Origin of the sequence: Sphingobacterium lactis, assembly GCF_011046555.1 — a bacterium.
Taxonomy (GTDB): domain Bacteria; phylum Bacteroidota; class Bacteroidia; order Sphingobacteriales; family Sphingobacteriaceae; genus Sphingobacterium; species Sphingobacterium lactis.
In genome coordinates this window covers 2,580,452-2,598,348 of the sequence record NZ_CP049246.1, presented here as the reverse complement: position 1 = coordinate 2,598,348, position 17,897 = coordinate 2,580,452, and the positions used below count along the sequence as shown (strand labels likewise).

The following is a 17,897-nucleotide window of genomic DNA, read 5'->3' as shown; positions in this document are numbered from 1 at the left end:
TGAGGTTTTTAGCTAAATAAGTCATCTATTTACGTTTTGAAAAAAACATATTCACCATGGGAAAAATGGATGATTTCGGAAGGTCAGCTGTTACACTTCATTGGGAAACCAAAGGTAGATGGTTGTGCCGACGTTCAGTTCGCTCTCCACTTCAATCTGGATCCCCAAACGGTCGACGATCCGTTTAACGATGGTCAATCCGAGTCCGGAACCCTCAAAGTCCGAGGCATTGGACATCCGTTTGAAATTGTCGAACACAGTCTTGATCTCTTCCTTGGCAATCCCGATGCCGTTATCGCTGATGCTGTAACAGACGAACTCATGCCGCATGACCGCCTCTATTCGGACACATGGATTGTCCACTTTGGCGCTGTACTTAATTGCATTGCCAACAATATTCTGGAAAAGCTGGTAGATTATCGTTTTTTCTCCATAGACAGGAAGAAGGCTACTTAAAACAACCTCAGTCTTGTCGGATTCATACCGGAGCTTACAGAATTCCACCAATTGCGGCAGAAATTCATCGACATAAACGGGCTCAAATTTATAGTCATATTCTTTGACCTTGGAGAACTCATGGATGCGGCCCAACATATCGGTGATGATGACCACGGCATCTTTGGTATTCTTGAGCATTTTATTGCGCATTTCAATTGCCATTTCCGGTCGTTGAAGCAACATCTGGGTAGATAGGTTAATTGCGGAAAGTGGATTTTTAAGGTCATGGCTAACCATATTGGCGTAGTCATCCAATGCCTTATTCAGGTTGCTCACCTCCTGATTCAGGTTGGTGATCTCGGCAGCCATGGTCCCTTCACTGTTAATGATCAGCTCGCGAAGTCTCCGGAAAAAGTATAATTCGTCATCTTCCCATTCATCAGAGGTTCCAAAGGTTGTTTGATGCCAGATATCCATAATGGGGTTTTCCTCCTGCACAAAATCCTCGTTCTTTCGGCCCCGCTGCATGATTTTCTCAGGCTTTTCGATCCACTTTTTATTCTTCACCGTTCCCTGTCGGAACCAAAGGATGGTACATTTATGAGGCACTTCAACATAGAGCCCTCCAACACCCGCAAAGCGATCGAAATCAAGCTCTAGCTCTTCCCCATAATTCAAGATAAATTCATGATCGCCAAAAATAAAGTCCTCCGTCAGAGTGGCAATCTTATCCTTGATACCCAGAATTTTGCCCAAACCTATATTGATATTGTACGAATACAACAGGCCATTGAAGAGAATAATCATGGAATCTGCCTTTGCAAAATAGCACAGCTCCTTGGACATCTCAAAAAGCGACTCGGCAAGGTTGTTCCGGACCATCAAAATAGACTTCAATTTGAGTTCAAAATCCCGAATGGTTTCTTTATATAAGCGGCTCTGCACACGCGTTTCCTCCAGGAAACGGTTCATCGCCATCTGTACAAAATATACCAACGCTTCGCGTTTAACCAGATTTACCTTCTTCTCGTTACGGCTCTGGCAAAACAGATAGCCCCAGAGATCACCGTCTTCCGTAAACAAGGAAACACTCAAATTGGAGTTCACTCCGTCCTTCAATAGATAATCTGCATGAAGCGGTGCGATCATCCGTACGCCCGTATGGGAAAGGTTTGGATTATCCTTCCCATTGCTTATCATTTTAATGGTTTTGCCGTTCACCTTGGCCGTATACCGGTAGGCATTTACCACATGGGTGTTCTTTGCCAATCGGTAGATATCGATATCGGGGTAATAGCAATCCAGAATCCCCTCCAGTTCCGGGTGCTCGATGCATTCCGCAAGGATATGTCCGGATCCATCTTTACAATATTGAAAGACACGAATGCGATCAAACCCACTGATTTTTGAGATATAGGACGTCGCCATTTCCCAAATCTTGCCTTTGTTCTCTTTCAGGAGCTTATCAACGATTTCAAACTTGGGAAAAAATACCGTGCTATCATCCATTTTACGCTCGAACTCAAGATAGAGGTAATTTTGAAAAATATAGATATTGAGGAAATAGGGCTCCACCTGATGGATGAGCACTTCCAGCAGCAAGCGCTGCTTGTCATCAAGCAATACCTGATGCACACCCCGGTGCATATCCGCGTAAAAATCGGGGAAATAGGTCGACACCAGATCCCACAGGTTATTTTGTAATGCAGGTGCGACAGCGCTGCCCATCCAATCTTGGCAATTCTCACTGGCTGAAACCAGATTAAAATCCAGATCAGAAATCAATAGATAGCCATATTCTTGTATTCCTTCACTTAAATACAAGCCATCAGGTTCTTGAATTACACGGGTAATCATGAAAATAATTAGTTAGTAGATGATCTTTAAGCAAAAACGGCCCTCAATATGGGCTTTCCCCATTTATGGCATAAAGATAGAAAACCGGAAATTCATTTCCAATTTATTTTCATTCAATAAAATAATATCGTATTTCAGGTTGCTCCCTGAAAAATTAGGCTTGGGTAGCATTGGGTCGGAGAAAAAAAAGCTGTCCAATTCTTAATTGGACAGCTTCCTATAGTGGTGATATTATTCTTATTGTTGAATACTCGGTACCGGTACGACTTCGTTGGTATCTTTTTCGTAGTCGATGGCATCAAAATTGAAACCGAATAACTGGAAGAAATCATTTCTGTATCCCACGATATCAGAAATAGACTCCAAGTTTTCCGTAGTTGCCTGCTCCCAAAGTTTCGCAACTTCAGCCTGTACATCTTCACGCATTTCCAGGTCATCCACACGGATACGCCCCTTGTCGTCCAATTGCAAATCAGATCCATTGTAAAGGCGCTCCGCAAATAAGCGTTGCATCTGTTCGATTGTTCCTTCGTGGATTCCTTTTTCTTTCATCACCTTGTACAATAGAGAAATGTACAAAGGCACCACTGGAATAGCTGAACTTGATTGTGTCACCAATGCTTTATTAACGGAAACGTAGGAAACACCATTCAAATCTTTCAAGATTGCATTGATGGTTGGCACGGTTGCTTCAAGATCATCTTTTGCACGACCAATCGTACCGTTGCGGTAGATTGGGTACGTAAGTTCAGGGCCGATATAGGAATAGGCAACTGTTTTTACACCTTCCGCCAAGACGCCTGCAGCTTTCAACTCTTCGATCCAGAATTTCCAATCTTCACCACCCATGACAGCAACCGTATTGTCGATATCATCTTGGTTCTCTACGGGGTTGATCGTAATGTCCGAAACCACACCTGTATGGAAATCCACAGTTTTATCGGTAAATGGTTTATCGATCGGTTTTAGGACAGAAGCATGCGCTACGCCTGTTTTAGGATGTGTACGACGTGGGGAAGCCAAGGAGTACACGACCAAATCCACCTGACCAAGATCTTCCTTGATCAAATCGATCGTTTGCTTTTTGATTTCATCGGAGAATGCATCACCGTTGATACTTTTCGCATACAATCCGGCCGCTTGTGCTTCCTTCTCGAATGCAGCAGTATTATACCAGCCTGCGGTACCTAATTTACCTTCAGTTGCTGGTTTCTCAAAGAATACACCGATTGTTGCCGCATCCGATCCAAATGCAGAAACAATACGTGAGGCAATACCAAAGCCTGTAGACGCTCCTATTACTAAAACTTTCTTAGGACCATCGTTGATGGCACCCTTGGATTTTACGTATTCGATCTGTTTCTTGATATTTTCTGCAGCGCCATCGGGATGGGCAGTTAAGCAGATAAAACCTCTTGTTCTTGGTTGAATAATCATCTTGCTATAATGTCAAAGTTGAATAATGTTTACAAAAGTAGTTATTTTTTCAAAGGAATTGACCGCAGGTGAAATCGAGCAGGAATGGATTGCCTCCACTCCCCTGCTTTCCCCATTCATTGTCAATCGGTTATCCCCTTTGAATTTACTTATTTTTTTATGAATTCACGGTATAAGAGATTGATGACATCCTTGGACATCATGATATCCTCATTGCGATCCACGATAGGGTCGCATCCATTGGTGATCACCACAAACCCAAATTTCTTGTTGGGTTCAAAGAACATATTGCTGTACAAGCCATAAGCCGAACCGGTATGGCCAATCATGTGTTCCCCATCAATCAATCTGTCCGTTTCCAACAGGGCCAAGCCATAATTTTCCTTCGGATGGAGCCCCTGTTGCATTTTCTTCGCACTCTTTTTGGAAAGGATCTTTACATTTCCCAATTTCCCATAGTTCATGTGCATCATCATGTAAGTCGCCAGGTCATTTGCAGAGATCTTCATCCCACCTGTGGGAGAAAATACCGGTGTGCTAACGCCCATGGTATAGTTTTTAATTTCTTCCGAGCGAGGGCTATAGGCTGCGGGTTGTTCCTTGTAGGAACCATCTTCCTTGGCATATAGTTTAGCGAATCTGCTGTTATCCAGGGAATCGACACAATAGCCGGCTGCCAATCCCAGTGGTGTAAGGATCTGTTGCTTGATATAGTTATCGAACCTGACGTTGGTCAACCGTTCCAGCACGGCGCCGACCATATTGAAGTTCAGGTTGCAGTATTCATAGTCTGTTCCTGGTTTATAATCGTTGTAGGATTTCTCCCAATCTTTATTCTTTGCCGAATCAAGGACGTCAAAGGTGAAATAACCATTGCTATCGTTAAGGCTGGAACGATGTGAGAGTACCATTTCCAATGTGATTTTTGTATCTGGGAATTTGGGATTGCGCACCTTGAAACCGACCAGATCGCTGAAGTCATCCGATAGGGAAACCTTACCCTGCTCGACCAATTGCATAATGGCCGTGGCACTGAAGCTCTTGCTGATGGAAGCAATCCGAAACAGGTTGTCGTTGGTCAATGGAGCCTTCGTTTCCAGGTCCTTATACCCTACTGATTTTGAGAAAATAGGCTTACCACCCTTGACTACGACCACCGCCAAGCCCACGGCGTCGTACTTATCGGTGATGTCCTTTAGGTTTTTCTCGAAAGTTGGGCTTTGGCCAAAGAGCGGACTGCAGAGCACAACGCTCATCATGACGGCCAATAGTTTTTTAGTTATCATATTGTTGTTTTTAGGTAGATTACAGTAAAGTCAGGACGAACTTCAGCCCATAGCCGATCGCCATTCCGAAGCCGAAGCTCAGCAGTGTTCCGATGAGGACATACTCTGTAAATTTGGTATCCTTTGCGCGAGTCAGGTCGCCAAAGCGGAACACAGATTTCGTTGCGAGCAGAAATCCTATCCCAGCTTCAAAGTCCATCAGGATAAAGGCAACGATCAGAGTCCGCTCAAGGATACCGATGATATTTCCGGCGTGCATCAGCGATTCCTTCCTTTTCTTCAGGAATTCCTCGTCTGTGTGCCAGCGCATAAAGAATATGCGGATGACAATCGGCGATACAAAGATGACCATGCAGGCACCGATGATATACATGAAGAGCTTATTGATGTTGATGCTCGTCAGGAAATCGAGGAATTGCTGCTGGTTGTTGAAGAAATAAATCGCAAATATGGTTATGAAATGCAGTAGTTGATCGCCCAGGAAGAGTCGGGTTCTGTAATTTGGCCATTTCTGCTGTAGTCCTATTTTCAAACTATCAATGGCCAGGTGTGCTGTCACCAAGAAGAGGATATTGAGCCAATTGTTGGCCAGGTCGGTGATAAAAAAAAGGATCAGGAGTCCTGCGTGCACAGCGACATGGTACAGGAGGTACCTGATATTGGTTTCCCTTTTGCTTACCCAATACTTTGGCTGCAGCACAAAATCACCCAATAAGTGACATAGGATCATCTTAAGCAGGCTCGTCAACATATTTTTTTAATTTTTTGGTGCAATAGGAAATGACATCCATGATTTTCGCATAATGCGCTCTGCTGAGCTCTTTGCTGACCTGGCTTTGGTGCTTGCGCCCGATGATATTCGAGAGTTCCATTTGGCTGGCTTCCGGATTTTCAAGGGCTGCCTTTACGGTTTCTGCCAGGTTGGGCGTCCATTGATCGGTAATGCGCGTGCACAGGGACATCATCAGGTTGATCTCCTCATTCAGGTCTTCCCAGGGGGAACGGAATTCGAGGGATTCCTTTTCCAAGTCGTCCAATGCCCGACCGGAAAATACAAAAGCTTGTCCGCTCGATTTCTTGATGTCCTCATCCAAGCGGTCAACCAACCCCACTCCGATGCCAATCCGAATATCCAACCCTTCTATCTGCCGCAGACTCGCCTTCAGATTGAAAACGGCATGGAAACAGTTATCTGCAGATACCAGGGCCTGAAAACTATCCCCCCTGAATATATCATAATTGGTCGAATACGGGTGGATTCCACCCTCCAATAAGGGTAGCCACTGTTCGGCTTCAAAGTCACTGGAGTGAATGATATCTCCGGTTAATACGATCATATTGTTCGCTTTCGATCCCATTTCTATTTTGCTTCAGGTAGTATGCTAATTTAGTAAATCAATTTAACATTGAATTATGACCAAATATAGTCATAATTCCGAATTATGACTAATTTCAGTCATATTTTTAAATTATGACCAAAATAAGTGATAATTGGCAATTATGACTAATATCAATCATAATTGGCATTTATGACCAAAATGAGTCATAATGAATTAAATAATTATAAAATTAAATTAAGTGCACTTACCAATGTATTTCAAACAAAATGTTTAAATATCTGCTTGTATGTGTGGCTTGATTACATTAAATAATTTAGTAAATTGTAAAAACTAATATAAACAATATGGCATCCTATTCAAAAAAGTTAGCGGCAAAAAGCGATTTCAAAATAAAGGAACACCCTACAGATATCCAGGACGAGATCAGTGAAGACGAAGCAAAAGCCGAATTAAAGCAGCTACGGAAGAAAATTGCAGAGATTCAGGATAAGATGTATGCACATGATAAATACAGCGTGCTGATCTGCTTGCAGGGCATGGATACTGCGGGAAAGGATTCGTTGATCCGCGAAGTCTTTAAGGAGATGAATGTGCGAGGGGTTGTGGTGGAGAGCTTCAAGACACCCACAGAAATCGAACTGCAGCATGACTACCTGTGGAGGCACGAGGTAAAGTTGCCAGAAAAAGGGAAATTCACGGTATTCAACCGCACGCATTATGAGAATGTCCTAGTGACCCGTGTACACCCCGAATACCTATTGAACGAGCGGATACCCCATATCAATGACCCCAAGGATCTTCCCACAGATTTTTGGAAGATGCGCTTCGATCAAATCAACAATTTCGAAAAAAGATTGACGCAGAATGGTATGCTGATCATGAAGTTCTTTTTGAACCTGAGCAAGGACGAGCAGAAAAACAGACTGCTGCGCCGACTAGATAAGGAGGATAAGAATTGGAAATTCTCGCCGGGCGACCTCAAGGAACGGACGCTGTGGGACAAATACATGGAATGCTATGAAGATGCCATCGCCCATACCACCAAAAAGGATGCGCCTTGGTATGTCATCCCCGCAGACAACAAGAAAGTTGCACGTTATCTGGTGGCTCAGGTAATTTTCGAGATCCTATCCGAATACAAGGACATCCAATATCCCGAGATGCCCGAAGAAATCGAAGAACATAAAAAGAAATATAAACAACAATTGGAAGCCGAATAGCTTCCAATTGTTGTTATGATGGATATTTTGATTGTTATTTTAACTGATCTTTTTGTTTAGAACAAGGTTGACGAGAGTCCGCCATCCAGGGGAATGGAGGTTCCTGTAAGAAATCCGGCATAAGGGGAAGCGAGAAATGCGGCCAGATAACCATATTCTTCAGGATTTCCCAGTCTTTTCACAGGGATGCTGGCAATTCGCTTCCGTTCGATCTCTTCAAGACTGACACCGCTGGACTTTGCTTGGTTCTCCATCAGGCTATATAGCCGATCGGTGGCAAAATAACCCGTCAGGATAGAATTCACCGTAATACCTTCCGCAGCCACGGCCTTGGCCAAGCTCGTGCTCCAGCTCACCAAAGCAACACGCATGGTATTGGAGAGCACCAGAGCATCTTGAGGCTCCTTCACCGTCAGCGAAGATACATTGATAATCCTTCCATACCCCTTCTCACGCATGCCCTTTAAGGCAAGTTCTGTGGTTCGTACATTGTTCTGGAACAGCAGATCGAAAGCCGATTGATAATCTTTCAGGGTTTTGGAAAGCACATCACCGGCAGTGGGCCCGTTGCTGTTATTGATCAGGATATCAATGGTGTGGTTCCTGAAAAATTCAGCCATGGTCTCCAAATGCTTTTCATGATCCGCAAAATCCGAAACCAAGATTTCATGTTTTTGTCCATCTCCAGCAGGGAGGTCCTGGCGGGCGGCTTCCAATTTATCAGCGTTACGCGCCATCAGCACAACAGATGCACCGCATGCCGCAAGCTCCATGGCAATCGCACGACCGATACCCCCGGAGGCACCGCCGACGAGGGCCGTTTTACCTTTTAAATCAATTTGCATAGCTTAAGGTTTGAAGAACCTAAATTAGCAAAAATGTGGGAAAACATCCCCCTACTCATCATTTTTTGGATATCCTTCTTCATCGAGGTCATCGCGTAAATCCTCCTCGTCCTTGGCAAGCTCCTCGTCCATTTTGGAGACCTTTACGATGCTGTCACCTTCGATATGCATGCCATTGTCATCGAGATTCTCCTCCCGAAGTTCCTCCAACGGCGCGTATTCATCGCCTACATATGGATTGGAATCATCGTACGTGGAATCGTCATCCTGTGCGCCTTCACTGATGGTATCATAATCCGAAGGATGGTCCCAATCGGGATCTTCATCGTTCACATCCAATTCATACGAATCATCTTCTTCGTTATACGCTAAATCCTGTGGATCCTGTGGCCCTTGTTCCTCATCGTCAAGTGGCTCTCTATTCTTTTTTCCGTCTTTGTTCATACCTGTATCTCCTATTGATTGTGTACTATAAGAACTCCTAAAAGCCCATATTGTTTGCGCCCTCGAGATAACATAATGTCGGAAAGGGCGTTGTATTTTATGATAATATTAGTTAGATTTACTTTAACAATTTATAAACTTTCATTATGCAAACTAAAACTGAGTACCTGATTTGGGACAAGATTGTCTCAAGTGCGAAAAGTCGTTTTGATGCAGACAAATACTTCAACATGTTTGCGGGGATGACCCCCGAGATGTTCGACAAGTTGGTGCTGCATATTATCGTAGGCTTTGCTTCTGGAGAGGAACACGATACCATATCGGTCAATCTTCACAATGAATTAGAACATTTGGGATTTGAGATGCGCGAGGATTTGATCGACAATTTCATTGCGGATAAACACGTTGTGTTCAGCTCAGAAATCTATGCAACCTACCTGACCTTCTCCATGCTGGAAGACGGCGCCCAGGAAGTCGAAGTCCTGGGATATGTCACCGATCTTCTGGAAAATCCAATGATCTATTAATTACCGACGGGTACCTCTTGGCCTATTGGCGCTTCCCGCTTTTTTCATCAGGTACCCCTAGCTGTATTTTCCTGTTTTTTGCTTAACTTCGCAGGTAATATGGAAACAGTTGTCAGTGGTATTAGAAGTACCGGAAAATTACACCTAGGAAATTACTATGGAGCGTTGAAAAACTTCGTTAAAATGCAAGACGAATACAATTGCTTCTTTTTTATTGCCGATTTACATTCTTTAACGACACACCCTACCCCACACGATCTGACCAGTACAGTTCGCCAGGTGGTGGTCGAATATTTAGCTGCCGGACTGGATCCGGAGAAATCAACGATCTATGTGCAGTCCGATGTCCCTGAGGTTTCGGAATTGTACCTGTACATGAACATGAACGCTTACCTCGGTGAGCTGGAACGCTCGACTGCATTCAAGGATAAGGTCAGAGCGAATCCGAACAACGTCAATGCAGGGTTATTGACCTATCCTGTTTTAATGGCCTGCGATATCTTGATCCACCACGCAACGAAAGTTCCTGTGGGCAAGGATCAGGAGCAACACCTGGAAATGACCAGAACCTTTGGAAACCGCTTCAACCGTCTGTATGAAGTGGATTATTTCAAGGAGTCCTTTGCGTTCACCTATTCGGATAAGCTGATCAAGATCCCCGGATTAAGCGGTCAGGGTAAAATGGGCAAATCCAATGGTGATGCAGACTGTATCTACCTATCGGATACCGCTGAAGCTGTACGCAAGAAGATCATGCGTGCCGTAACGGACAATGGGCCTACCGAACCGAATATGCAGAAACCGGAAGCAGTGCAGAACCTATTCGACCTGATGCAAGTGGTATCCACACCGGATACGGTGGAGCATTTCGATCAGCTTTACAACAAAGCAGAGATCCGTTATGGTGATTTCAAGAAACAATTGGCGGAAGATATGATCATTGCTACGCACGATGTCCGCACGCGGATCGAAGAAATCAATAACGACGATGCGTATATCGCCAAGGTCTTGAAAATGGGTGCTGAAAAAGCTCACGCGAGTGCGCAGAAGACCCTGAAGGAAGTTCGTGAAATTATCGGTTTAAAAAAATTGTACTAGAAGATTATGCATTTAGCCATTGTTGGAAATATTGGAGCGGGTAAAACGACCCTCACCGAACTTTTAGCGAAACACCTCAACTTCGAGGCGCAATATGAAGCGGTAGAAAACAATCCCTACCTCGAGGATTTCTACAGCGACATGAAGAGATGGGCGTTCAATTTGCAGATATTCTTTTTGAATAGCCGTTTCAGACATATTGTGGAGTTGCAGAATCAAGGAATTAATATGATTCAGGACAGGACCATCTATGAGGATGCGTATATCTTCGCGGAGAACCTGTACGATATGGGGCTGATGAGTGCCCGTGATTTCGAAAACTACAGCGATATTTTTCAGAGCATCATCCACTACATCAAACCACCGGATCTATTGATCTACCTCCGGGCATCTGTACCGACCCTCGTGAACAACATTCAGAAAAGAGGTCGTGATTATGAGTCAGGCATCCGTTTGGACTACCTTTCCAAATTGAACGATAAGTACGAAAAATGGATCAGCAATTATAAAGAAGGAAAACTATTGATCCTGGATAAGGACAACCTGGACTTTGCGAACAACAAAGAAGACCTGGGCGAGATTATTCAGAAGATCGAGACTGAACTATTTGGATTATTTTAATCTATAAAAAGCCGATTTCCATCGGCTTTTTTTACTTTTAAGCTTATGAAAGCAATTGGAATAATACCTGCACGTTATGAATCATCCCGTTTTCCGGGCAAACCCTTGGTGGATATCGGAGGCATGACCATGATTCAACGGGTGTACAATCAGGTTAAGCATGCCACCTCACTGAGTGAAGTGGTGGTCGCAACGGATGACCAGCGTATTTATGATCACGTCAAAAGCTTTGCCGGGAACGTGGTGATGACCCGAAAGGATCATCAATCCGGAACGGACCGATGTGCCGAGGTAATCGAGAATATCCAGGGTTTTGACATTGCGATCAATATCCAGGGCGATGAACCTTTTATCGACCCCTTGCAGATCGATCTTTTGGTTTCCTGTTTTACCCGCCCGGAGGTACAGATTGCGACCCTGATTCGCCAGATCACCACTGTGGATGACCTCCAGAATGTGAACAAACCAAAAGTCGTGCTCAATGTACTTCAGGAAGCTATTTATTTCTCCAGACAGCCCATTCCCTATTACCGTGGAAAGGAAATCAACGAATGGCTGCAGGAAACAGCCTATTACAACCATATCGGCATCTACGGTTTTAAGGCTGAAGTTTTGAAGGAGCTGACCAAACTGCCCATATCGAAACTGGAATCTGCAGAATCTTTGGAACAGTTGCGCTGGATTGAAAATGGCTATAAAATTGCGACAGCCATTTCGGCACATACCAATGATCCCATCGATACACCGGAAGATCTGGACCTGATCCTCAAAAAATACTTTAAATAACAAAATGCCCGGAAGTTCCGGGCATTTTGTTATTTAAAGTATCAATAAGCTAATCTTCTAGATTATCGATGACTTGTATATTTCTTCGCTGATAAACTCTTTAAGATCGGGTCATACAGGTCCAGGGATACCTTGTCCAGATCCTGGATGGCCTTTCCCAAATCGGCTGCCTGGTCTTCCGTCCGGATTCCGACCACACTTGCCGCAACGGCATCGTGCAATAACGGGTATTTGATGGCCAACGCCAACTTGGATACACCATGTTTTTCTGCGATGTCTGCGAGGTGCTGCTGTACGGTATCGACCTGGCCTGCTGAGTACTCCTGATATTCCATGGCGGGCTTGTCCACCAATAGCCCCTGAGCCACCGATCCGCGCGCCAGAACCGATACACCTTTCGATTTCAATTGTTGAAGGTATTCTTCAGGTCGGCGATCTAACAAGCTGTACTGCATCATGTTGGAAACAATCTGACTATCTTCAGCATACTTCAAGAATACATTCGGACGAATGGACGATATGCCATAATACCGAATCTTCCCTTCTTTAACCAATTGCTCAAAGGCTTCCACGATCTCATCATATGGATCCTCCAGCGTACCGCCATGCAATTGATAAAGATCGATGTAATTCGTTTTCAAACGCTTTAGAGAGTCTTCAACAGCTTTCAGGATATAGGCTTTACTGGGTGCCCAATCCCATCCACTACCGTCCTCTTTCCATTTATTACCGACCTTGGTCGCTAATATCCAATCTTGTCGCTCGCCTGAAATCAGTTTACCAATTCCCTTCTCATTCTCCCCTCGATCATACAAGTCGGAGGTATCGAGATAGTTGATCCCAAAGTCTTTTATTTGGGCAAGTATATTACCGTTTACCTTTTCTTTTCCTGGCACCAGGGACATTCCCCCTAGGCCAATGGTTGAAATTTCTAAAGTTGATTTTCCAAGTTGATTATACTGCATCTTCTTTTGTTGATTTTATATCGATAAGCTCAACATCAAATATCAAGGTACTGAATGCAGGAATCGGTCCGCTGCCGCGCTCGCCATAGCCGAGATTATACGGGATGTAGAAACGATATTTTGCCCCTTCGCGCATCAATGGGATTCCGATTTTCCATCCTTCGATGACGCCTTGGAGATTCAGCTCCAGGGGTTCGCCGCGTTTGTAGGAATCGTCAAAAGTTTCGCCATTGTAGACCTTACCGGTATAATGCACGAGAATACGGTCATCCAATTTCGGACGGATACCCGATCCTTCAGTCAATACTTCATATTGTAAGCCTTCTTTAGTTTCAACAATCTTCGGGTTCTTTTTGTTCTTGGCAAAAAACTCCTCAGATGCTTTTTTCTTGGCAGCTATACGTTCTTTCTCTACCCGTTCCAGACCAGAATTCAGCACCTCTCCCCGCTTCTCTTCCGGGATCAATTGTTTCTTGCCTTCCAGGATATGGGATATGGCCAACAGAAATTTATCCTTTTCCAAGGGTATCTCCATCTTTTTCAGTGATGCACCGATATCTTGTCCCAAAGCGTACGACAGAGAGTCGTTCGCTGTCTTCAATTTCTGTCCGTGGGTCTGCGTAAAGCAGCAAACCCCGATCAGCATGCCAAAAATGTATTTCATGTTAGCTGTGATTTTTAATTATTTTCTCAACAATATCGGCCGTACAATCTTGATAATCCACGTTCACACGCGATCTTGCGTTCAACCAGGATTCAATCTCCAGATCATACTTCTTCTTTAAACTCTTAATAACAGGCACCCCTATTTCCTCAAGCGAAGCCGCATTGAGGTGCTGTTCGTATTGGTTCTTCATGGGAATTACCAACAACTTCTTCCCGAGGTGTAGGGCCTCCGCCGGCGTTTCAAATCCTGCACCGCACAGCACACCAGATGAATCCGCCATGCTCTGGACAAACGCATCGCTATTGATCGGGTTAATGGAGACATTCTTTAATTTGAACGGCTTCTTATTATGTTTGGAGAACACTTCCCACTTAACGTCGGGGAACTTCGATAATTGTTTAAGCAAGTGTGCATCATCATAGGATGGCAGGTAAACCGTATAATGCCCTAAATCCCGCGGTTCCAATTGCCGAACAGATTGCCTGATTACCGGTGTAAAGATATGTGGAGCATAGGATTTGAAGTGGAAACCATAGGAATGGGTGGATGGGGCGTAGTTCTTCATGATAAACTTACCCAACATATCCGTTTCCTCCGGTTTCGGACTTGCCGGATCAAAGGCGCCGATCTGGTGGCTCAAGCCAATGCAGGGCTTTTCCTTAAAGTAACTTCCCCATGCCGAAATCGGTTCAAAATCATTGATCACCAAATCGTATTGTTCCACTGGAACGGCATTCACTTCCTTGACGAATTTCCGGACGGTAGAACTCATGAAAGTCTTCCAGAGATCCACACCTCCCGTTTTCCCGAAAATAAAACTCAAACCGTGGTATCGGTATTTCACCTCAAATGGGAGTTGGATATCCGCTTGAATACCACTCACCAATACATCGACCTCCGCAAACGCTCTAAGACAGGGAATTATGTCGATGGCTCTACATAAATGTCCATTTCCCGTACCCTGAACAGCATATAATATTTTCATTGATCTTTCGATTGACTCAACAAAGTAACAAATTTCATCCAATATGTGCCATTAATTCATATTAACCTTCCATAAAAAAATAGTAAATTACGATAAATACCTACAAATCCTGATGAAAAAGGTATACCTGATCGGCATTATCCTGCTATGCCCATTTTTTCTGGCCGCATGGGGGTTCCATGTCCATCGGCTGATCAACCTTAACGCCATCTACACCCTCCCCCAACCGCTCAATATTTTCTTTAAGCGATACAGCAACCAAATCCGGGAGATGGCCATAAATGCCGACAAAAGAGTCTACGTAGATCCAGATGAAGCCGTACGGCATTACATCAATCTGGATCTCCATTCCCTACCTACGGATTCATTAATGGTTCCGTGGTATAAAATAAAAAAGCGGACAGACCAGCAGCAGATCCTGCAGAAGGGAATTCTTCCGTGGCAGATTGACTTGACTTATCAAAAGCTGGTGAGTGCCTATAAACAATACAACACGCGGGCAATCCTACGGCATGCATCAGACCTCGGGCATTACATCGCCGACGCCCATGTCCCACTACACACCACGAGCAATTATAACGGACACCTGACGGGTCAGCCGGGCATACATGCCCTTTGGGAAACACGAATCCCGGAATTGTTCAGCAAGGATTATAATTTTTTGGTCGGCAGTGCCAGCTACATCGATGATATCAAAAGCTATTCCTGGCAGACAATATTGGATAGCCACGCCGCATTGGATTCGGTATTGCTGCTGGAAAAGAGACTTTCCGAACAAATCCCCAGCTACCAACAAAAAGCTTATCATCAACGGGGAAACACCATCAATTACAGTTATTCCAATTTTTACGTCCATGCCTACCATCAAAGGATGAACGGTCTGGTTGAACGCCAGATGCGAAAATCCGTCCATGCTTTAGGGTCCATGTGGTTTTCAGCATGGGTCGATGCTGGTCAACCCAATATCCACCTCAGCCCTAAAATCCCCCAAACCATGGACACGGTATCGGTTAAACATTTAAATACCCGTCTGAAACGAGAAGAATGGCATTAATGTATGGTGCAATCCGAACATTTGGTTACTTTTGCCAAAATCAATACATATGTTAACTAAAAAATTATTACTTGCCGCTTCCCTACTTCCTTCAGTGCTTTTAGCGCAAAACTCTCTTACCGACACAACAACAACGATCAATGAAGTATTGATCCAAGAAAATAGATTCCAGATTCCCTTCAATCAACATAGCAGAAACATCCATGTCCTCACGCAAAAGGATCTGCAGCATTTGCCCAGCGTCAGCATTGCCGAAGTTCTGCGTTATGTACCGGGATTGGACATCCGTCAGCGTGGCCCATTCGGCACACAGGCCGATATAGGTATTGATGGAGGTAGTTTTGAGCAGTCGCTTGTCCTGATCAATGGCATCAAGCTATCCGATCCACAAACAGGACACCACATGCTCAATATTCCGATACCGACGGAAGCCATCGAGCGCATTGAAATATTACGGGGGCCAACTTCCCGGATCTATGGCATCAATGGGTTGACCGGTGCGATAAATATCGTGACAAAACAAGTGGAGGGAAACAGTCTATTCGCACATCTCTACACCGGTTCCAACTTTAAACCCGTCGAGGAATCCGATGGTGACGGCATTTACTACGGCACCGGGGTGCAGGTCGGCGGTACGTTTGCAAAGAAGAGCCATCAACACCAAGTTTATTTCACTAAGGAACACAGTAATGGGCAGCGGTTCAACAGCGCTTCGGACAATGAAAAGATCCATTATCAGAATAGCATCCAATTGAATGGCAGCAATAAAATCCAAATGTTGGCCGGCTATATCCATAATCAATTCGGTGCAAATGGTTTCTATGCAGCTCCCGGCGATATCAATTCCGAGGAAATCGTAGAAACCTTTCTGGGAAGTATCTCCAGTCAGCATCAACTTTCCGATACCTGGTACCTGAACCCACGGATCAATTACCGGTACAACGAGGATGATTACCGCTATTTCAAGGACGATTTAAGCAAAGGTAGAAGCCAACACTACACACATACCCTTTCAACGGAATTGCATGCCCACAAGCAATTTAAATACTTCGGTATGGGTTTGGGGGTTGAAAACCGCATGGAGAAGATCAACAGCTCCAATATCGGCGATCACGACAGAAATAACCTGGGCTTCTTTACGGAATTCCGAACGGATTATTTCAAGCAATTTATCATCAGCTTGGGGGCGTATGTGAATTACAATTCCGATTATGACTGGCAGGTTTTTCCGGGGTTGGATGTCAGTTATTTAATTGATGATAACTGGAAAGTATCGGCTAGTTCGGGAGCAAGCCAACGCATCCCTTCCTTTACAGACCTCTACCTGAACCAACGTCCCGGCAACATCGGCAATCCCAACCTGAAAAGCGAGCAGGCCTGGCAACATGAAATGTCCCTGAGTTACCACAAAGGATACTTTACGGCCAAAGCGGGATATTTCTATCGGGATATCAGCAATTTTATCGACTGGGTGAGAAGCAGCACCGATGTACCTTTCCAGGCGCAGAACTTGGGCGAGAACAAAACCAATGGCGTATTCACCTCGCTTGGCCTGCACTATCCTTTTGCAGAACAGAAATCGGTTCAGGTCAACCTAGCCTATACGTACCTGGATCCTTCCATCGTCAAGAGCATGGACTATACAACGATCAAATATGGCATTCAAAGCTTGAAACATCAATTCCAGGCCAATGCGATCGTGCAACTTGGGCCCTGGGTGGTGAGTTCTGCCAACCGTTTACTGGAGCGTGTATCCTCGAATTCCTATTTCATATCGGATGCACGGATCGGCTATAACCGGAAGAACCTTAACATCTACCTGGATGTGCAGAATATATTCGATGCCGAATACATCGAAGTCGGTGCAGTTCCGATGCCTACGCGATGGAGCAGCTTGGGGATCAAGTACCAACTGCAGCTAAAATAAAAGACATAAAAAAAGCCGCTCTTTGAGCGGCTTTTCAATTTCTGTCGAAAATTATAATTGTTTTTCTAATTTCTCAGCTAAAACAGACTTCGGCACGGCGCCAATTTGTTTATCAACGATCTCACCGTTCTTGAAGTATAACAACGCAGGGATATTACGGATACCGTAACGCACGGAAATATCCGGGTTATTATCCACATTTACCTTACCGATTACGGCTTTGCCTTCGTATTCTGTTGCCAATTCATCCACCAATGGACCAACCATGCGGCATGGACCACACCATTCTGCCCAAAAGTCGATTAATACGGGTTTATCTGATTTTAATACAACTTCATCAAAGTTGCCATCTGTAATTTCTAATGCCATATTGATTATGTTTATTTTTTGATTTTACAAT

18 protein-coding genes are annotated in these 17,897 nt (G+C 44.4%); 7 read left to right on the top strand and 11 right to left on the bottom strand.

All coding sequences use genetic code 11. The features are described from left to right. Positions 1-90: 90 nt before the first annotated feature. The 5 genes from G6N79_RS11270 to G6N79_RS11250 form a co-directional block, all read right to left on the bottom strand. On the bottom strand, positions 91-2,295 hold the full coding sequence (locus G6N79_RS11270; RefSeq protein ID WP_103907537.1) for an ATP-binding protein: 2,205 nt from the start codon (positions 2,293-2,295) through the stop codon (positions 91-93). Between the two features lie 237 nt (positions 2,296-2,532). Next, entirely contained in the window at positions 2,533-3,732 is a 1,200-nt protein-coding gene (gene fabV / locus G6N79_RS11265; protein WP_103907538.1) for an enoyl-ACP reductase FabV, read from the bottom strand. Between the two features lie 149 nt (positions 3,733-3,881). Then, a complete protein-coding gene (locus G6N79_RS11260) occupies positions 3,882-5,018 on the bottom strand; it encodes a serine hydrolase domain-containing protein (protein ID WP_234993260.1) in 1,137 nt (378 codons plus the stop codon). A 19-nt stretch (positions 5,019-5,037) separates the two neighbouring features. Continuing rightward, on the bottom strand, positions 5,038-5,769 hold the full coding sequence (locus G6N79_RS11255; protein ID WP_103907539.1) for a DUF3307 domain-containing protein: 732 nt from the start codon (positions 5,767-5,769) through the stop codon (positions 5,038-5,040). Next, positions 5,750-6,355, bottom strand: coding sequence for a hypothetical protein (locus tag G6N79_RS11250; RefSeq protein WP_146060666.1), 606 nt, complete (start codon positions 6,353-6,355; stop codon positions 5,750-5,752). The genes G6N79_RS11255 and G6N79_RS11250 overlap by 20 nt, the downstream gene beginning before the upstream one ends. 347 nt (positions 6,356-6,702) lie before the next feature. On the opposite strand from G6N79_RS11250, the gene G6N79_RS11245 reads away from it, so the two are divergent. Further along, complete coding sequence (locus tag G6N79_RS11245) at positions 6,703-7,578, top strand: PPK2 family polyphosphate kinase (protein WP_103907541.1); 876 nt, start codon at positions 6,703-6,705, stop codon at positions 7,576-7,578. A 56-nt stretch (positions 7,579-7,634) separates the two neighbouring features. Here the strand turns inward: G6N79_RS11245 and G6N79_RS11240 are convergent, their stop codons facing one another. Continuing rightward, the gene (locus G6N79_RS11240) at positions 7,635-8,423 is read right to left on the bottom strand and encodes an SDR family oxidoreductase (RefSeq protein WP_103907542.1); all 789 of its coding nucleotides are present in this window, start codon (positions 8,421-8,423) and stop codon (positions 7,635-7,637) included. A gap of 51 nt (positions 8,424-8,474) precedes the next feature. Beyond that, complete coding sequence (locus tag G6N79_RS11235; RefSeq protein ID WP_103907543.1) at positions 8,475-8,867, bottom strand: hypothetical protein; 393 nt, start codon at positions 8,865-8,867, stop codon at positions 8,475-8,477. A gap of 146 nt (positions 8,868-9,013) precedes the next feature. On the opposite strand from G6N79_RS11235, the gene G6N79_RS11230 reads away from it, so the two are divergent. From G6N79_RS11230 to kdsB, 4 genes are all read left to right on the top strand, one after another. Beyond that, positions 9,014-9,394, top strand: a complete 381-nt coding sequence (locus G6N79_RS11230) for a hypothetical protein (RefSeq protein ID WP_103907544.1) — start codon at positions 9,014-9,016, stop codon at positions 9,392-9,394. A 99-nt stretch (positions 9,395-9,493) separates the two neighbouring features. Beyond that, positions 9,494-10,492, top strand: coding sequence for a tryptophan--tRNA ligase (gene trpS / locus G6N79_RS11225; protein ID WP_103907545.1), 999 nt, complete (start codon positions 9,494-9,496; stop codon positions 10,490-10,492). Positions 10,493-10,498: 6 nt separating this feature from the next. Beyond that, on the top strand, positions 10,499-11,113 hold the full coding sequence (locus G6N79_RS11220) for a deoxynucleoside kinase (protein ID WP_103907546.1): 615 nt from the start codon (positions 10,499-10,501) through the stop codon (positions 11,111-11,113). A 45-nt stretch (positions 11,114-11,158) separates the two neighbouring features. After that, on the top strand, positions 11,159-11,899 hold the full coding sequence (gene kdsB / locus G6N79_RS11215; RefSeq protein WP_103907547.1) for a 3-deoxy-manno-octulosonate cytidylyltransferase: 741 nt from the start codon (positions 11,159-11,161) through the stop codon (positions 11,897-11,899). A gap of 62 nt (positions 11,900-11,961) precedes the next feature. Here the strand turns inward: kdsB and G6N79_RS11210 are convergent, their stop codons facing one another. The 3 genes from G6N79_RS11210 to G6N79_RS11200 are packed head-to-tail and all read right to left on the bottom strand — an operon-like array spanning position 11,962 to position 14,516. Beyond that, on the bottom strand, positions 11,962-12,864 hold the full coding sequence (locus tag G6N79_RS11210) for an aldo/keto reductase (RefSeq protein WP_103907548.1): 903 nt from the start codon (positions 12,862-12,864) through the stop codon (positions 11,962-11,964). Further along, the gene (locus tag G6N79_RS11205; protein WP_103907549.1) at positions 12,854-13,528 is read right to left on the bottom strand and encodes a BamJ family beta-barrel-assembly machinery protein; all 675 of its coding nucleotides are present in this window, start codon (positions 13,526-13,528) and stop codon (positions 12,854-12,856) included. The genes G6N79_RS11210 and G6N79_RS11205 overlap by 11 nt, the downstream gene beginning before the upstream one ends. A gap of 1 nt (position 13,529) precedes the next feature. Beyond that, entirely contained in the window at positions 13,530-14,516 is a 987-nt protein-coding gene (locus tag G6N79_RS11200; protein ID WP_103907550.1) for a glycosyltransferase family protein, read from the bottom strand. Between the two features lie 112 nt (positions 14,517-14,628). Here G6N79_RS11200 and G6N79_RS11195 point away from each other — a divergent pair, with 112 nt between their 5' ends. Together G6N79_RS11195 and G6N79_RS11190 are read left to right on the top strand one after the other, a co-directional pair. Then, positions 14,629-15,570, top strand: coding sequence for a zinc dependent phospholipase C family protein (locus G6N79_RS11195; protein ID WP_103907551.1), 942 nt, complete (start codon positions 14,629-14,631; stop codon positions 15,568-15,570). A gap of 49 nt (positions 15,571-15,619) precedes the next feature. Next, the gene (locus G6N79_RS11190; RefSeq protein WP_103907552.1) at positions 15,620-17,497 is read left to right on the top strand and encodes a TonB-dependent receptor plug domain-containing protein; all 1,878 of its coding nucleotides are present in this window, start codon (positions 15,620-15,622) and stop codon (positions 17,495-17,497) included. Positions 17,498-17,548: 51 nt separating this feature from the next. On the opposite strand, the gene trxA is transcribed toward G6N79_RS11190, so the two are convergent. Continuing rightward, the gene (trxA, locus tag G6N79_RS11185; protein WP_103907553.1) at positions 17,549-17,866 is read right to left on the bottom strand and encodes a thioredoxin; all 318 of its coding nucleotides are present in this window, start codon (positions 17,864-17,866) and stop codon (positions 17,549-17,551) included. Positions 17,867-17,897: the final 31 nt, after the last annotated feature.

Excerpts from the sequence above, each read along its gene's own strand:
- G6N79_RS11270 (WP_103907537.1), bottom strand. The coding sequence starts at position 2,295 with ATGATTACCCGTGTAATTCAAGAACCTGATGGCTTGTATTTAAGTGAA.
- fabV (WP_103907538.1), bottom strand. The coding sequence starts at position 3,732 with ATGATTATTCAACCAAGAACAAGAGGTTTTATCTGCTTAACTGCCCAT.
- G6N79_RS11260 (WP_234993260.1), bottom strand. The coding sequence starts at position 5,018 with ATGATAACTAAAAAACTATTGGCCGTCATGATGAGCGTTGTGCTCTGC.
- G6N79_RS11255 (WP_103907539.1), bottom strand. The coding sequence starts at position 5,769 with ATGTTGACGAGCCTGCTTAAGATGATCCTATGTCACTTATTGGGTGAT.
- G6N79_RS11250 (WP_146060666.1), bottom strand. The coding sequence starts at position 6,355 with ATGATCGTATTAACCGGAGATATCATTCACTCCAGTGACTTTGAAGCC.
- G6N79_RS11245 (WP_103907541.1), top strand. The coding sequence starts at position 6,703 with ATGGCATCCTATTCAAAAAAGTTAGCGGCAAAAAGCGATTTCAAAATA.
- G6N79_RS11240 (WP_103907542.1), bottom strand. The coding sequence starts at position 8,423 with ATGCAAATTGATTTAAAAGGTAAAACGGCCCTCGTCGGCGGTGCCTCC.
- G6N79_RS11235 (WP_103907543.1), bottom strand. The coding sequence starts at position 8,867 with ATGAACAAAGACGGAAAAAAGAATAGAGAGCCACTTGACGATGAGGAA.
- G6N79_RS11230 (WP_103907544.1), top strand. The coding sequence starts at position 9,014 with ATGCAAACTAAAACTGAGTACCTGATTTGGGACAAGATTGTCTCAAGT.
- trpS (WP_103907545.1), top strand. The coding sequence starts at position 9,494 with ATGGAAACAGTTGTCAGTGGTATTAGAAGTACCGGAAAATTACACCTA.
- G6N79_RS11220 (WP_103907546.1), top strand. The coding sequence starts at position 10,499 with ATGCATTTAGCCATTGTTGGAAATATTGGAGCGGGTAAAACGACCCTC.
- kdsB (WP_103907547.1), top strand. The coding sequence starts at position 11,159 with ATGAAAGCAATTGGAATAATACCTGCACGTTATGAATCATCCCGTTTT.
- G6N79_RS11210 (WP_103907548.1), bottom strand. The coding sequence starts at position 12,864 with ATGCAGTATAATCAACTTGGAAAATCAACTTTAGAAATTTCAACCATT.
- G6N79_RS11205 (WP_103907549.1), bottom strand. The coding sequence starts at position 13,528 with ATGAAATACATTTTTGGCATGCTGATCGGGGTTTGCTGCTTTACGCAG.
- G6N79_RS11200 (WP_103907550.1), bottom strand. The coding sequence starts at position 14,516 with ATGAAAATATTATATGCTGTTCAGGGTACGGGAAATGGACATTTATGT.
- G6N79_RS11195 (WP_103907551.1), top strand. The coding sequence starts at position 14,629 with ATGAAAAAGGTATACCTGATCGGCATTATCCTGCTATGCCCATTTTTT.
- G6N79_RS11190 (WP_103907552.1), top strand. The coding sequence starts at position 15,620 with ATGTTAACTAAAAAATTATTACTTGCCGCTTCCCTACTTCCTTCAGTG.
- trxA (WP_103907553.1), bottom strand. The coding sequence starts at position 17,866 with ATGGCATTAGAAATTACAGATGGCAACTTTGATGAAGTTGTATTAAAA.